Genomic DNA, 13993 nt, shown 5'->3' with positions numbered 1-13993 from the left:
GGTCAGCGCTTGAACTGCTGCGTGAAGCGCACGAGTTCGTCGACCTTCGCGCGGGCCTTGCCGCTCGCGATCGCTTCGCGGGCGAGCTGGATGCCGTCCGCGATCGATTCGGCGATATTGGCCGCATAGAGCGCGGTGCCCGCGTTCAGCGTGACGATCTCGCGCGCGACGCCCGGCTGGTTGTCCAGCGCGCCGAGCAGCATCGTGCGCGATTCGTCCGCATTTTCCACCTTCAGCGTGCGGTTCGACACCATCTGCAGGCCGAAGTCCTCCGGATGGATCTCGTATTCGTGCACCTTGCCGTCGCGCAACTCGCCGACGAGCGTCGCGGCGCCGAGCGACACCTCGTCCATGCCGTCCTTGCCGTACACGACGAGCACGTGCTGTGCGCCGAGGCGCTGCATCACGCGCACCTGGATGCCGACGAGGTCGGGGTGGAACACGCCCATCAGCTGGTTCGGCGCGCCGGCCGGATTGGTCAGCGGGCCGAGGATGTTGAAGATCGTGCGCACGCCGAGCTCACGGCGCACGGCCGCGATGTTCTTCATCGCCGGGTGATGGTTCGGCGCGAACATGAAGCCCATGCCGGTTTCGGCGATCGACGCGGCGACCTGCTCCGACTGCAGGTCGATGTTCACGCCGAGCGCCTCGAGCACGTCGGCGCTGCCGGACTTGCTGGACACGCCGCGGTTGCCGTGCTTCGCGACCTTCGCGCCCGCGGCCGCCGTGACGAACATCGACGCGGTCGAGATGTTGAACGTGTGCGAGCCGTCGCCGCCGGTGCCGACGATGTCGACGAAGTTCGAGTTGTCCTGCACCTCGACGTGGTTCGCGAATTCGCGCATCACGGTCGCGGCGGCGGCGATCTCGCCGATCGTCTCCTTCTTCACGCGCAGCCCGGTGATGATCGCGGCCGCCATCACGGGCGACAGGTCGCCGCGCATGATGAGCCGCATCAGGTGCAGCATTTCGTCGTGGAAGATCTCGCGGTGCTCGATCGTGCGTTGCAGCGCTTCCTGCGGGGTAATCGTCATCGTGCGTCTCCCGTCAGGCAGCCGGTGCCGCGGCATGGGCCGCTGCGCGATGCTGCTTCAGGAAATTCTCGAGCAGCGCATGGCCGTGCTCGGACAGGATCGATTCCGGGTGGAACTGCACGCCTTCGATTGGCAGCGTCTTGTGACGCACGCCCATGATCTCGCCGTCGTCGGTCCACGCGGACACCTCGAGGCAGTCCGGCAGCGATTCGCGCTCGATCGCGAGCGAGTGATAGCGCGTCACGTCGAAATGCTTCGGCAGGTCGGCGAACACGCCGCGGCAGTCGGTTTCGATCCGGCTCACCTTGCCGTGCATGATGGTCTTCGCGCGCACGACGCGGCCGCCGAACGCTTCGCCGATCGCCTGGTGGCCGAGGCAGACGCCGAGGATCGGCTTCCGGCCCGCGAATTCGCGCAGCACGTCGAGCGTGATGCCCGCGTGTTGCGGATTGCTCGGGCCGGGCGACAGGCAGATGGTGTCGGGGTTCAGGCGCGCGATGTCGTCGAGCGTGATTTCGTCGTTGCGGTAGGTACGCACGTCCTCGCCGAGTTCACCGAAGTACTGGACCAGGTTGTAGGTAAACGAGTCGTAGTTGTCGATCATGAGCAGCATGGTCAGTCTCCGGTCAGAAGTCGCTATCGAGGCCGTCCTGGACCTGTTCGGCCGCACGCAGCACCGCGCGCGCCTTGTTCTCGGTCTCTTGCCATTCGGATTCGGGCACCGAATCCGCGACGACGCCGGCCGCCGCTTGCACGTACAGGTTGCCGTTGTGGATCAGGCCCGTGCGGATCGCGATCGCGAGATCCATCTCGCCCGAGAACGACAGGTAGCCGACCGCACCGCCGTACAGCCCGCGCTTGACCGGCTCGAGCTCGTCGATCAGTTCCATCGCGCGCACCTTCGGCGCGCCGGACAGCGTGCCGGCCGGGAACGTCGCACGCAGCACGTCGTAGTTCGTCATGCCGGGCTTCAGCTTGCCTTCGACCGAGCTGACGATGTGCTGCACGTGCGAGTACTTCTCGATCACCATCTTGTCGGTCACCTGCACCGAGCCGATTTCCGCGATGCGGCCGACGTCGTTGCGCGCGAGGTCGATCAGCATCACGTGCTCGGCGATCTCCTTCGGATCGTTCAGCAGCTCGGTCGCGAGTTCCGCGTCGCGCTCGGGCGTGTTGCCGCGCGGGCGCGTGCCGGCGAGCGGCCGGATCGTGACGATCTGGTCTTCGCCGCGCTTTTCCTGGCGCACCAGGATTTCCGGCGACGCGCCGACCACGTGGAAATCGCCGAAGTTGTAGTAATACATGTACGGCGACGGATTCAGCGAACGCAGCGCGCGGTACAGCGACAGCGGATTGTCGCGGTACGGCTTCGTCAGCCGCTGGCCGACCTGGATCTGCATCAGCTCGCCGGCGGCGATGTATTCCTTCGCCTGGCGCACGGCAGCCAGATAGTCGTCCTTCTTGAATTCGCGGAACGTCTCGGTGCGCACGCTCGCCGACGTGACGGGCGGCTGCACGGTCGTGCGCAGGCGCTGCTTCAGTTCGCGCAGGCGGTGTTTCGCCTTCGCATACGCTTCGGGCTGGCCCGGATCCGCGTAGATGATCAGGTAGAGCTTGCCGGCGAGGTTGTCGATCACCGCGACTTCTTCCGTCAGCAGCAACTGGATGTCGGGCAGGCCGAGATCGTCGCGCGGTGCGGTGTTCGCGAGCTTCTTCTCGATGTAGCGCACCGCGTCGTAGCCGAAGTAGCCGGCGAGGCCGCCGCAGAAACGCGGCAGGCCCGGGCGCTGCGCGACCTTGAAGCGCGCCTGGAACGATTCGATGAACTGGAACGGGTCGCCGTCGTGCGTCTCGACGACCTGGCCGTCGCGCACGACTTCCGACACGCCGTTGCGGGTACGTACGAGCGTGCGGGCGGGCAGGCCGATGAACGAATAGCGGCCGAAACGTTCGCCGCCGACCACCGATTCGAGCAGGAACGAGTTGGCGCCCGCGCGTTCGGGCTGGGCCAGCTTCAGGTAGAGGGACAGCGGCGTTTCGAGATCGGCAAGGGCTTCCGCGATCAGCGGGATGCGGTTGTAGCCTTCGTTCGCGAGCGATTGGAATTCGAGTTCGGTCATGTTCCGGTCCTGTTCGGGACGAGCGGCGCGTGCGCCAGGGATCATTTGACGCTGCGCGGGTGGCCGTCGGCGAAAGGGCGGTCGATCGAGAAGTGCCTGTTGCCGGCCGGCACTCCGGGCGTGAACGTCGCGAGCCTGCGGCCGATCCTGAACGCAAGCGTTCGGGCGCGGTGGAACTCGAGGTGGTGCGACGGTCGGCGCGCGGATGCGCAGCGAGATAAAAAACGGCGCTGAAGACGTGCTTCAGCGTACCTCATCGAAGAGGTTAGCGCGACCAGCGACGCCAGGGCCAGGCTCCCCGGTCGATGCTGCTCAGACTCCGTTTTTTATTCAGAAACATGCGGATGGAAGAAATAATCAGACGGTTGGCCGGGCGGCGTTGTGCGCGGAAATTGCGCGAGCCGCGACCAGCAACGAATCGACTATACCATCCGAATTTATCGTTTGTATAGCTTTGCCGTGGTTGTAGCCGTACGGCACCGTCAGCGTCGCCATCCCGGCCGCGCGGCCCGCCAGCGCGTCGTTTTCCGAGTCGCCGATCGCGACTGCCGCGTCCGGCGCGACGCCGAGCGCGTCGCAGGCCGTCAGCATCGGCAGCGGATCGGGCTTCTTGCGCGCGACGCTGTCGCCGCCCAGCACGATGCCGAAGCGGCCGGCCAGCCCGTATTGTTCGAGCAGCTCGACCGCGAAGCGGTGCGGCTTGTTCGTCACGCACGCGAGCCGGATGCCGGCCGCGCGCAGCGCGTCGAGCCCGGCCGCCACGTCCGGATAGAGACGCGTGTGGCGGCCGTTGATCTTCGCGTATTCGGTCTGGTAGATCGCGAGCGCGTCGTCGAAGCGCGCGTGCGCTTCGTCAGGCGCGAAGCGCGGCTTCAGCACGCTCTGGATCAGGTGTTCGGAGCCCTTGCCGACGTAGCCGATCACCTCGTCGCGCGACGTGGCCGGCGCGCCGAGCTGCGCGAGCATCCCGTTCAGGCCGGCCGTGAAATCGTCGGCCGTGTCGACCATCGTGCCGTCGAGGTCGATCAGCGCGGCGTCGATGCGCGGCGCGGCGAAGCGGATCGGCGCAGCCGCCGTGGCGGCCCCGGCCGGCGCGTGGCCGGCGAACGACGAGTCGGCCACGGCGTCAGCTCCGCTCGACGGTGGCGAGCGCCGCGCGCATCTCGTCGATCACCTTGCGGTAGTCGGGCTTGCCGAAGATCGCCGAACCGGCGACGAACGTATCGGCGCCGGCCGCCGCGATTTCCGCGATGTTGTCGGTCTTCACGCCGCCGTCGACTTCGAGCAGGATCTCGCGGCCGGTGCGCTCGGTGTACGCGTCGATGCGGGCGCGCGCTTCGCGCAGCTTGTTCAGCGTTTCCGGGATGAACGACTGGCCGCCGAAGCCGGGGTTCACCGACATCAGCAGCACGAAGTCGAGGCGATCCATCACGTGGTCGAGGTAGTTCAGCGGCGTGGCCGGATTGAACACGAGACCGGCCTTGCAGCCGTGGTCGCGGATCAGCGACAGCGTGCGGTCGATGTGGTCGGAGCCTTCCGGGTGGAAGCTGATCAGGTTCGCGCCGGCCTTCGCGAAATCGGGCACGATCCGGTCGACCGGGCGCACCATCAGGTGCACGTCGATCGGCACCTGCACGTGCGGGCGGATCGCCTCGCAGACGAGCGGGCCGATCGTCAGGTTCGGCACATAATGGTTGTCCATCACGTCGAAGTGGATCCAGTCGGCGCCGGCGGCGACCACGTTGCGGACTTCTTCGCCGAGCCGAGCAAAGTCGGCCGACAGGATGCTGGGAGCGATGCGGAATTGAGTCATGACAGGGGAGCGGGGGACGTTGCGGCGCAAAACCGTCATTCTACCGTCCGGCGACCCGGTGCGCGGCGGCAGGCCGTGCGGTTGCGGCCCGATTGCGCATAGAATGCCGAACCAATGCGGCGCGCCCGCGGCCCGGCCGCTCGAGTCGGCGCGCGCGGTTACCTACAGCGGACACACCATGAGTCAGTATCAGTTCACCGTTTCGGTGAAAACCAGCTACTTGCCGGAACAATCCGACCCCGATCACCGTCAATACGCATTCGCGTACACGCTGACCATCCGCAACACGGGACAGGTCGCGGCACAGCTGATCGCACGTCACTGGATCATCACGGACAGCGAGAGCCACGTGCAGGAAGTGAAGGGGCTCGGCGTCGTCGGGCACCAGCCGCTGCTGCAGCCGGGCGAGCATTTCGAATACACGAGCTGGGCCGTGATCGCGACGCCGGTCGGCACGATGCGCGGTGCGTACTTTTGCGTGGCGGAGGACGGCGAGCGTTTCGAGGCGCCGGTCGACGAGTTCGCCCTGCACATGCCGCGCACGCTGCATTGAGCGTGCGGCGCGCGGCCCGCGTCAGCGCGGCTGGCGGTCGTTGGGGCGGGCCTGCTTCTTTCTGCCCGACGACGTCCACACGACGATGAAGATCAGCAGGGCAAGCGCGACGAAGGCTTCGAGCGCGAAGATGAGCATCGGATATTGGTCGAGAAAATCTGACATGGCGGTTTCCATCAAGAACGGACATTGTATGTGGTTTGGGCCCCGGCTGGCCGGGTGGATGGCCGCAGCCGCGGCAGCGGCGCTGCTCGCCGCGTGCGGCGGCGCGCCGACGCGGACTTCCGCGCTGAAGCCGCCGACCGGTGCGGCGGTCGTGCCGGGGCAGGTTGCCGCGAAGCGGCTCACGCCGGTCGCGTGGCAGCAGGTGCCGGGCTGGCAGGACGATTCGCTGATCGGCGCGACGGCCGCGCTGCGGCAGAACTGCGCGCGGCTCGCGCGCCAGCCGGCCTGGGCGCGCGCTTGCGCGGCCGCCGACCGGCTCGACGAGCTCGACGTCAGCAGCGCCCGCGCCTTCTTCGAAACGTATTTCACGCCGTTCCAGTTCGCGAACACCGACGGAACGCTCGACGGGCTCGTGACCGGCTATTACGAGCCGCTGCTGCACGGTTCGCGCGTGCGCCGCGGCCCGTATCAGTACGCGCTCTATCGCTGGCCGGCCGGCTATCGCGCGGGCGCCGCGCTGCCGGCACGCGCGCAGCTCGAGCGCGCCGGCATCCTGAACGGCAACGAACTCGTGTGGGTCGACGATCCGATCGAGGCATTCTTCCTGCAGGTGCAGGGCTCGGGCCGCGTGCTGCTCGACGACGGTTCGGTGATGCGGGTCGGCTTCGGCGGCACCAACAACCAGCCGTACCGTTCGATCGGCAAGTGGCTGCTCGATCGCGGCGAGCTGACGCCCGCGCAGGCGACGATGCAGGGCATCAAGGCCTGGGCGAAGGCGAACCCGACGCGCGTCGACGCGCTGCTCGATACGAATCCGCGCTTCGTGTTCTTCCGCGACATGCCGACCAAGGAGGATGCGCCGCACGGCGGCGCGGACGGTCCGATCGGTGCGCTCGGCGTGCCGCTGACGCCGGAGCGCTCGATCGCGGTCGATCCGTCGTCGATCCCGCTCGGCACGCCGGTGTTCCTGCAGACCACGCGTCCGCTGACGAATACGCCGATGAACCGGCTCGTGTTCGCGCAGGATACGGGCTCGGCGATCAAGGGCGGCGTGCGGGCAGATTATTTCTGGGGGCTCGGCGACGATGCCGGCGACCAGGCCGGCCGGATGAAGCAGGTCGGCCGGATGTGGCTGCTGTTCCCGAATTCGTGATTGGGGCGGCGTGGGTTGCCCGGAGGGTGGCCCGTGCATAAGATTCGGCACCCGCGGCGCGTCTCATGCGTGAGGCGCGTGCCGGTCTGATCGCCGGTGTGCCCATGTGATTTCGGTTCGCGTGATGCTCGTGCGTCACGTGTCGAACGACGCCTTGGCGTAAAACAGCCCGATTGGCGTTGGCCGACCGGGCTGTTTCGTTTGCAGGCTCGGATTCGCCGCTGCGCGGCGTGCGCGCGGCGAGTACGCGAAGTCCACCCCCATCGCCTGCGCGGCGAGGTGACCTCAGCCCTTGCGTTTGTCGACGACGCGGCGCGCCTTGCCGACCGAACGTTCGATGCCATTCACCGGCAGCACGTTGATCACGGCCGTCACGCCGATCAGCGACTTGATGTCGTACGCGAGCGCCTGTTTGGCCGTCTGGATCGCTGCGGTATCGGGCGCGGTCTCCGGGCAGGGTTCGACGTTGAGCGTCAGCACGTCGAGCGGACCTTCCTTCGTCAGCACGATCTGATAGTGTGGCGCGAGCGCGCGCTGCTTGAGCAACTGCTCCTCGATTTGCGTCGGGAACACGTTGACGCCGCGCACGATCATCATGTCGTCCGACCGGCCGGTGATCTTCTCCATTCGCCGCATCGTCCGGGCGGTGCCCGGCAACAGGCGCGTGAGGTCGCGGGTGCGGTAGCGGACGATCGGCAGCGCTTCCTTCGTCAGCGACGTGAACACGAGCTCGCCGAGTTCGCCGTCCGGCAGCACTTCGCCGGTTTCGGGGTCGATGATTTCCGGATAGAAGTGGTCTTCCCAGATGGTCGGGCCGTCCTTGGTCTCGACGCATTCGGACGCCACGCCCGGGCCCATCACTTCGGACAGCCCGTAGATGTCGACCGCGTCGATCCCCATCCGCTGTTCGATCGCGACGCGCATGTCGTTGGTCCACGGCTCCGCGCCGAAGATGCCGATGCGCAGCGAACTCTGCACGGGATCGAGGCCCTGGCGCTCGATCTCGTCGGCGATCGACAGCATGTAGCTCGGCGTGACCATGATGATGTCGGGCCGGAAATCCTGGATCAGCTGTACCTGCTTTTCGGTCTGGCCGCCGCCGAACGGGATCACGGTGAGGCCCGCGCGTTCGGCGCCGTAGTGTGCGCCGAGCCCGCCCGTGAAGAGGCCATAGCCGTAGCTGACGTGCACCTTGTCGCCGCGACGCGCACCGGCCGCGCGGATCGAGCGCGCGACGAGATTCGCCCACGTATCGATGTCGGCGGCCGTATAGCCGACGACCGTCGGCTTGCCCGTCGTGCCCGACGACGCGTGGATGCGCGAGATCTGGTCCTGCGGCACCGCGAACATCCCGAACGGATAGCTGTCGCGCAGGTCGCCCTTGGTCGTGAACGGAAAGCGCGACAGGTCGGCGAGCGTTTTCAGGTCGTCCGGATGCACGCCCGCTTCGTCGAATTTGCGGCGATAGACGGGCGAATGGTCATACGCGTGCCGGAGCGACCACTTGAGGCGTTCGAGCTGCAGCGCGGTCAGCTCGTCGCGTGAGGCGGTCTCGATCGGCTCGAGCGGTAGCGGGGTAGTCATGCATGTCTCCAGTGTTTGTTATGGGCGACCCGTCGACGTCAGCGGTCTTCCGGGATGACCGTGCCCTTGATCTGGGCGGATTTGCCGCGAAACATCGCAACCGTGTCGCCTGTCTGGTTCGTGACGCGGATGTCGTAGATGCCGTGGCGGCCGGCACGCGCCTGTTCGATCGCCTCGGCCGTCAGCATGTCGCCGCCGTGCACGGGGCGCAGGAATTCGATCGAGCATCCGGCCGCGACCGCATTCAGGTTGTACGAGTTGCATGCGAACGCGAACGTCGAATCGGCGAGCGTGAAGATGATCCCGCCGTGGCAGGTCTGATGCCCGTTCAGGAATTCGGGCCGCACGCGCATCTGCAGGCGGGCGTAGCCGGCGCGGACTTCGGCGATTTCCATGCCGAACGCGCGGCTGCAGGCATCGGCGTCGTACATGGCCTGCGCGGTGGCGCGGGCGAGCGAATCGGGGTCGAGCGTGGCGGTGGCGTTCGTCATGTCAACGCCCCTCGAAGCGCGGCGCGCGCTTCTCGATGAAGGCCTTCACGCCTTCCGTATAGTCGTGCGACTGGCCGAGCTTGCGCTGCAGGTCGCGCTCCAGGTCGAGCTGCTGATCGAGCGTGTTCGTGACGCTGTCTCGCATCGACTGCTTGATCGATGCGATGGCGAGCGTCGGCTGCTGCGCGAGCTGGGTGGCGATTTGGCGGGCCGTCGCGACGAGCGTGTCGTCGTCGACCGCACGCCAGATCAGGCCCCACTGTTCGGCCTGTTCGGCGCCGAGCTTGTCGCCGGTCAGCGCGAGCCCCAGCGCGCGCGCCATGCCGATGCGTTGCGGCAGGAACCACGTGCCGCCCGAATCGGGTACCAGCCCGATCTTCACGAAGGCCTGGATGAAACTGCTCGAGCGGGCGGCGAACACGAGATCGCAAGCGAGTGCGAGATTCGCGCCGGCGCCGGCCGCCGTGCCGTTGACGGCGGCGATCACCGGAATCGGCAGACGCTGCAGGCGGCGGATCAGCGGATTGAAATGCTCGTCGATCAGCGTGCCGAGGTCGGTGGACGCGCCCGGCGTGAAGTCGAGGTCGGCCAGATCCTGGCCCGCGCAAAAGCCGCGCCCCGCCCCCGTCAGAATCAGCGCGCGTGCACCGGCCGCCTCGACTTCATCGAGCGCCGACTGCAGTTCGCGATGCATCGCCCGCGTGAAGCTGTTCAGCTTGTCGGGGCGGTTGAGCGTGATCGTGGCCACGCGCGCGGCCTGATCGATATCCAGCTGGATCGCCTGATAGGACATGCAGTATCTCCGTCATGACTTCGTTATAGGCGCGCGGCGCGTCGGTTACACGCGTTCGATCGCGAGCGCGATGCCCTGGCCGACGCCGATGCACATCGTACAGAGCGCGAAGCGGCCGCCGGTACGTTCCAGTTGATGGAGCGCCGTGGTGACGAGCCGCGCGCCCGATGCGCCGAGCGGGTGGCCGAGCGCGATCGCGCCGCCGTTCGGGTTCACGCGCGGATCGTCGTCGGCGACGCCGAGCATGCGCAGCACCGCGAGACCTTGCGACGCAAATGCTTCGTTCAGCTCGATCACGTCGAACTGGTCGATGCGCATGCCGAGCTGGTGCAGCAGTTTCTGCGTGGCCGGCGCGGGGCCGATGCCCATCACGCGTGGCTCGACGCCGGCGGTCGCCATGCCGACGACGCGTGCGCGGCGGCGCAGGCCATACTGGTCGGCCGCCTGCGCATTGGCGAGCAGCAGCGCGCAGGCGCCGTCGTTGACGCCCGACGCGTTGCCGGCCGTCACGGAGCCGTCCGGGCGCACGACACCCTTGAGCTTCGCAAGCGCTTCGAGTGACGTCTCGCGCGGATGCTCGTCGCGCGATACGACGATGGCGTCGCCTTTCTTCTGCGCAATCGTGACCGCGACGATTTCTTCAGCGAGCGTGCCGTCCTGCTGCGCCCGCGCGGCCTTCTGCTGGCTGCGCAGCGCGAACAGGTCCTGATCGGCGCGGCTGATGTGGTAGTCGACCGCGACGTTCTCCGCGGTTTCCGGCATCGAATCGACGCCATGCAGGTGCTTCATCAGCGGATTGACGAAACGCCAGCCGATCGTCGTATCGAAGATGTCGGCCTGCCGCGCGAACGCGCTCGTGGCCTTGCCCATCACGAACGGCGCGCGCGTCATGCTCTCGACGCCACCTGCGATTATCAGGCGCGCTTCACCTGCCTTGATCGCACGCGCGGCCGTGCCGACCGCGTCCATTCCGGAGCCGCACAGCCGGTTCAGCGTCGTGCCCGGCACGGCAATGGGCAGGCCCGCCAGCAGCGCCGACATGCGCGCGACGTTGCGGTTGTCCTCGCCGGCCTGGTTCGCGCAACCATAGATCACGTCATCGATCGCCGCCCAGTCGACGTTGCGGTTGCGCTCGATCAGCGCCTTGAGCGGCACCGCGCCGAGGTCGTCGGCGCGGACATCTTTCAGGGCGCCGCCGTAGCGGCCGATGGGGGTGCGAATCGCATCGCAGATGTAGGCGTCTGTCATGGGCGTATCGGTGAGTGACGAGCCCGCCGGGTGGCGGATTCGTTCATGGTAGAGAACGTGACGGCGTTTGCACCTCGGCCGTTCGGGTTATGCCGTCTGGCCAGCTTCCGCTGGTACCGCCTTCGGGGCAACATGGACGCGGCTTTGCACCACGCGGAACCGGTTGGCAACGAACGCCGGGTCGGCCAGCGCGGCGTTGGCTGCCGGGTTCGCGCCCGTGCCGTGGAAGTCGGAGAACGCGGCCGACTGATTGACGAATACGCCGCCCGTCAGGTTGATCGACAGCGCGACACCGCCACGTACTGCCGCGTCGTGCGCGGCGTCGACGATTGCGTCGTCGGTGCTGTAGACGGAGAGGGTCAGCGCGCCATGCTCGGCGGCAATTTCACCGGCGAGATCGAGCGATTGCGCGGTCGAGTCGGTCGCGATCACGAACGAGATCGGTCCGAACCACTCCTGCGTGAATTTCTCGCGGTCGGCCCCGTCGAGCTGCAGCACGAGCGGCGTGCGCACGCGCGCATCGGGGAAGGCGGGATGCTGGAGCGTCACGCTGTCCGCGAGTACGCGGCCGAGCTTGCGCGCGTCGTCGATGCGTGCGGTCACGCCGTCGTTCTGGATCGCGCCGATCAGTTCGACCGAGCGTGCCGGGTCGCCGGTGAGTTTTTGCACGGCAACCGCGATCGCTTGCGCGACTTCGTCGAAGCTCGCATGGCCGTCGGCCGTCCGGATGCCGTCGCGTGGCACGTAGATGTTCTGCGGCGCCGTGCACATCTGGCCGGAGTACAGCGCCAGCGAAAACGCGATGTTCTTGGCGGCGGCCTTCAGATCGTCGGTCGAGTCGATCACGATCTGGTTGACGCCGGCTTTCTCGGTATAGACCTGTGCCTGATGGGCATGGCGTTCGAGCCACGTGCCGTTCTGCGTGCTGCCGGTGAAGTCGATCAGCTTGATCTCGGGGCGCAGCGCGAGATCCTGGACGAGGGCGCCGTCGTTGGGTTCGGTCGCGAGGAGCGTGACCACGTTCGGATCGAACCCGGCTTCGCGCAGCACGTCGCGTGCGATCCGCACCGTGATGGCGAGCGGCAGGATCGCGCCCGGGTGCGGTTTGACGATCACGGTATTGCCGGTTGCCAGGTCGGCGAACAGGCCCGGGTAGCCGTTCCAGGTCGGGAACGTGCAGCAGCCGAGCACGAGGCCAGTGCCGCGCGGCACGATCGTATAGCGCTTGTGCATCGCGAGCGGCGGGTTCTTGCCTTGCGGCTTTTCCCAGTGCGCGTCGGCCGGGATGCGACGCAGTTCGTCCCACGCATAGGCGACCGCCTCGAGGGCGCGGTCCTGCGCGTGCGGGCCGCCGGCCTGGAACGCCATCATGAAGGCTTGCCCGGTGGTGTGCATCACGCTGTAGGCAATTTCGAAGCTTGCACGGTTCAGGCGCGCAAGGATTTCGAGGCTGACGCCGACCCACGCGCGCGGGCCGGCTTCGCGCCACGTGCGTTGCGCGGCGGCTGCGGCGGCGATCAGTGCGTCGGGCGTCGATTTCGGATACCGGATGCCCAGCGCGATGCCGTACGGCGAGCGCTCGGCGCCGACCGTTTCACCGGACGCCGGCTGGTCGAGCACGAAGGTCTTGTCGAGGTGCGACTTGAACGCGGCCTCACCGTCCGCGCTGGCGCTTTCCCCGTACACTTTGGGGCTCGGCATTTCGGCGAACGGGCTCCAGTACCCGCGGCTCTCGATGGCGGCGAGTGCGTGTTTCAGCGTGTCTTCGTGCTTCGTGAACAGGGCATGGGTCATGGCGGCGGCCTGATGAACATTGAGAGGGATCGGATCGATTAATTAACCGACCGGTTGGTCGGAGAATGGTAGCATCAAACTATTCGCATGTGCGAGGCGTTTCTCATTTCATTGATCGAGGAGAAATAGATGGCTTACGAGAACATCCTGGTGGAGACCCGGGGGCGTGTCGGTCTGGTGACGCTGAACCGTCCGAAAGCGCTGAATGCGCTGAACGATGCGCTGATGGACGAGCTGGGCGCTGCGCTGAAGGCGTTCGATGCGGACGACGATATCGGGGCGATCGTGGTGACCGGGAGCGAGAAGGCGTTCGCGGCGGGCGCGGACATCGGCATGATGGCGACCTACTCCTATATGGATGCCTATCGGGGCGACTACATCACGCGCAACTGGGAGACGGTCCGCGAGATCCGCAAACCGATCATTGCCGCGGTTTCGGGCTTTGCGCTGGGTGGTGGTTGCGAACTCGCGATGATGTGCGACATCATCTTCGCGGCGGATACAGCCAAGTTCGGCCAGCCGGAAATCAAGCTGGGCGTCATGCCGGGCGCGGGCGGCACGCAGCGTCTGCCGCGCGCGGTATCGAAGGCGAAGGCGATGGACATGTGCCTGACCGCGCGCTTCATGGACGCCGCCGAGGCCGAGCGTGCCGGGCTCGTATCGCGCGTGCTGCCGGCCGACAAGCTGCTCGACGAGGCGATTGCCGCCGCGACGACGATCGCCGAGTTTTCGCTGCCGGCGGTCATGATGGTCAAGGAGTCGGTGAACCGCGCGTACGAGACGACACTGGCTGAAGGCGTCCATTTCGAGCGTCGGTTGTTCCATTCGTTGTTCGCGACCGAAGACCAGAAGGAAGGGATGGCGGCATTCGTCGAGAAGCGGAAGCCGGTGTTCAAGCACCGCTGATCGGCCAGTGCCGCACGAGGTATCCGATAACTATCCGTCATCGGTGCGATTGCTTTGCGCGGTTCTTCAAAAGCCTCCGTGCGCGTCAGCGCACGGAGGCTTTTTCAAACTTTCTTCACAAAGGGCTTGCGTGGATGGGGGCGGGTGCTTAGAATCACGCCTCTTTCGCGCTAACGGAAACGCAGCGCGGGAGAGAGGGAAGCGGTGCTGTTGGGGTTCGGGTTGTAGCGAGCCTCGGCGGCGCAGGAAGTTGAGCCCCGCAGTCGCAACGAAGTGGTTCAGAAAGTTGTTGACGAACTGCGAAACACGGTTCATAATCTCGCTTCTCTGCTGCTGAAA

14 protein-coding genes are annotated in these 13993 nt (G+C 66.7%); 3 read left to right on the top strand and 11 right to left on the bottom strand.

Annotated elements, in window-relative coordinates:
- Positions 1–2 precede the first annotated feature (2 nt).
- The 5 genes from trpD to rpe form a co-directional block, all read right to left on the bottom strand.
- Positions 3–1034 (bottom strand): anthranilate phosphoribosyltransferase, encoded by a 1032-nt coding sequence (gene trpD / locus HWX14_RS34215; protein WP_006477042.1) that lies wholly within the window; start codon positions 1032–1034, stop codon positions 3–5.
- Between the two features lie 13 nt (positions 1035–1047).
- On the bottom strand, positions 1048–1647 hold the full coding sequence (locus HWX14_RS34210; RefSeq protein ID WP_175886523.1) for an aminodeoxychorismate/anthranilate synthase component II: 600 nt from the start codon (positions 1645–1647) through the stop codon (positions 1048–1050).
- A gap of 13 nt (positions 1648–1660) precedes the next feature.
- Positions 1661–3154, bottom strand: coding sequence for an anthranilate synthase component I (gene trpE, locus HWX14_RS34205; protein ID WP_006477040.1), 1494 nt, complete (start codon positions 3152–3154; stop codon positions 1661–1663).
- Positions 3155–3511: 357 nt separating this feature from the next.
- Entirely contained in the window at positions 3512–4276 is a 765-nt protein-coding gene (locus HWX14_RS34200) for a phosphoglycolate phosphatase (protein ID WP_175886522.1), read from the bottom strand.
- Between the two features lie 4 nt (positions 4277–4280).
- Positions 4281–4967 (bottom strand): ribulose-phosphate 3-epimerase, encoded by a 687-nt coding sequence (gene rpe, locus HWX14_RS34195; protein WP_011883156.1) that lies wholly within the window; start codon positions 4965–4967, stop codon positions 4281–4283.
- Positions 4968–5145: 178 nt separating this feature from the next.
- Between rpe and apaG the strand changes: the two genes are divergently transcribed.
- Positions 5146–5520, top strand: coding sequence for a Co2+/Mg2+ efflux protein ApaG (gene apaG / locus HWX14_RS34190; RefSeq protein ID WP_006477037.1), 375 nt, complete (start codon positions 5146–5148; stop codon positions 5518–5520).
- A 21-nt stretch (positions 5521–5541) separates the two neighbouring features.
- On the opposite strand, the gene HWX14_RS36695 is transcribed toward apaG, so the two are convergent.
- A complete protein-coding gene (locus tag HWX14_RS36695) occupies positions 5542–5685 on the bottom strand; it encodes a hypothetical protein (protein WP_244130403.1) in 144 nt (47 codons plus the stop codon).
- A 28-nt stretch (positions 5686–5713) separates the two neighbouring features.
- Here HWX14_RS36695 and HWX14_RS34185 point away from each other — a divergent pair, with 28 nt between their 5' ends.
- Positions 5714–6838, top strand: a complete 1125-nt coding sequence (locus HWX14_RS34185; protein ID WP_244130402.1) for an MltA domain-containing protein — start codon at positions 5714–5716, stop codon at positions 6836–6838.
- A gap of 285 nt (positions 6839–7123) precedes the next feature.
- Here the strand turns inward: HWX14_RS34185 and paaK are convergent, their stop codons facing one another.
- From paaK to paaN, 5 genes are all read right to left on the bottom strand, one after another.
- Positions 7124–8422 carry a phenylacetate--CoA ligase PaaK gene (gene paaK, locus HWX14_RS34180; RefSeq protein WP_175886520.1) on the bottom strand — a complete coding sequence of 433 codons (1299 nt, stop codon included), beginning with the start codon at positions 8420–8422 and terminating at the stop codon, positions 7124–7126.
- A 38-nt stretch (positions 8423–8460) separates the two neighbouring features.
- Positions 8461–8913 (bottom strand): hydroxyphenylacetyl-CoA thioesterase PaaI, encoded by a 453-nt coding sequence (gene paaI / locus HWX14_RS34175; RefSeq protein WP_175886519.1) that lies wholly within the window; start codon positions 8911–8913, stop codon positions 8461–8463.
- A 1-nt stretch (position 8914) separates the two neighbouring features.
- Positions 8915–9706: a 2-(1,2-epoxy-1,2-dihydrophenyl)acetyl-CoA isomerase PaaG gene (gene paaG / locus HWX14_RS34170; RefSeq protein ID WP_175886518.1), complete on the bottom strand. Its 792-nt coding sequence runs from the start codon at positions 9704–9706 to the stop codon at positions 8915–8917.
- 45 nt (positions 9707–9751) lie between these two features.
- Positions 9752–10954 carry a 3-oxoadipyl-CoA thiolase gene (gene pcaF / locus HWX14_RS34165; RefSeq protein ID WP_175886517.1) on the bottom strand — a complete coding sequence of 401 codons (1203 nt, stop codon included), beginning with the start codon at positions 10952–10954 and terminating at the stop codon, positions 9752–9754.
- An 87-nt stretch (positions 10955–11041) separates the two neighbouring features.
- Entirely contained in the window at positions 11042–12748 is a 1707-nt protein-coding gene (gene paaN / locus HWX14_RS34160) for a phenylacetic acid degradation protein PaaN (RefSeq protein ID WP_175886516.1), read from the bottom strand.
- Between the two features lie 129 nt (positions 12749–12877).
- On the opposite strand from paaN, the gene HWX14_RS34155 reads away from it, so the two are divergent.
- Positions 12878–13654 (top strand): enoyl-CoA hydratase, encoded by a 777-nt coding sequence (locus tag HWX14_RS34155; RefSeq protein WP_027783444.1) that lies wholly within the window; start codon positions 12878–12880, stop codon positions 13652–13654.
- The last annotated feature ends 339 nt before the right edge of the window (positions 13655–13993 follow it).

This window comes from Burkholderia sp. BCC0044 (assembly GCF_902832955.1).
GTDB lineage: Bacteria > Pseudomonadota > Gammaproteobacteria > Burkholderiales > Burkholderiaceae > Burkholderia.
This window is presented reverse-complemented; position numbering and strand designations above follow the sequence as displayed.

Bases quoted from the DNA above. Each gene is read 5' to 3' on its own strand.
- paaG (WP_175886518.1), bottom strand. From the start codon at position 9,706: ATGTCCTATCAGGCGATCCAGCTGGATATCGATCAGGCCGCGCGCGTG.
- paaN (WP_175886516.1), bottom strand. From the start codon at position 12,748: ATGACCCATGCCCTGTTCACGAAGCACGAAGACACGCTGAAACACGCA.
- pcaF (WP_175886517.1), bottom strand. From the start codon at position 10,954: ATGACAGACGCCTACATCTGCGATGCGATTCGCACCCCCATCGGCCGC.
- rpe (WP_011883156.1), bottom strand. From the start codon at position 4,967: ATGACTCAATTCCGCATCGCTCCCAGCATCCTGTCGGCCGACTTTGCT.
- HWX14_RS34155 (WP_027783444.1), top strand. From the start codon at position 12,878: ATGGCTTACGAGAACATCCTGGTGGAGACCCGGGGGCGTGTCGGTCTG.
- apaG (WP_006477037.1), top strand. From the start codon at position 5,146: ATGAGTCAGTATCAGTTCACCGTTTCGGTGAAAACCAGCTACTTGCCG.
- paaI (WP_175886519.1), bottom strand. From the start codon at position 8,913: ATGACGAACGCCACCGCCACGCTCGACCCCGATTCGCTCGCCCGCGCC.
- HWX14_RS34185 (WP_244130402.1), top strand. From the start codon at position 5,714: ATGTGGTTTGGGCCCCGGCTGGCCGGGTGGATGGCCGCAGCCGCGGCA.
- paaK (WP_175886520.1), bottom strand. From the start codon at position 8,422: ATGACTACCCCGCTACCGCTCGAGCCGATCGAGACCGCCTCACGCGAC.
- HWX14_RS34210 (WP_175886523.1), bottom strand. From the start codon at position 1,647: ATGCTGCTCATGATCGACAACTACGACTCGTTTACCTACAACCTGGTC.
- trpD (WP_006477042.1), bottom strand. From the start codon at position 1,034: ATGACGATTACCCCGCAGGAAGCGCTGCAACGCACGATCGAGCACCGC.
- HWX14_RS36695 (WP_244130403.1), bottom strand. From the start codon at position 5,685: ATGTCAGATTTTCTCGACCAATATCCGATGCTCATCTTCGCGCTCGAA.
- trpE (WP_006477040.1), bottom strand. From the start codon at position 3,154: ATGACCGAACTCGAATTCCAATCGCTCGCGAACGAAGGCTACAACCGC.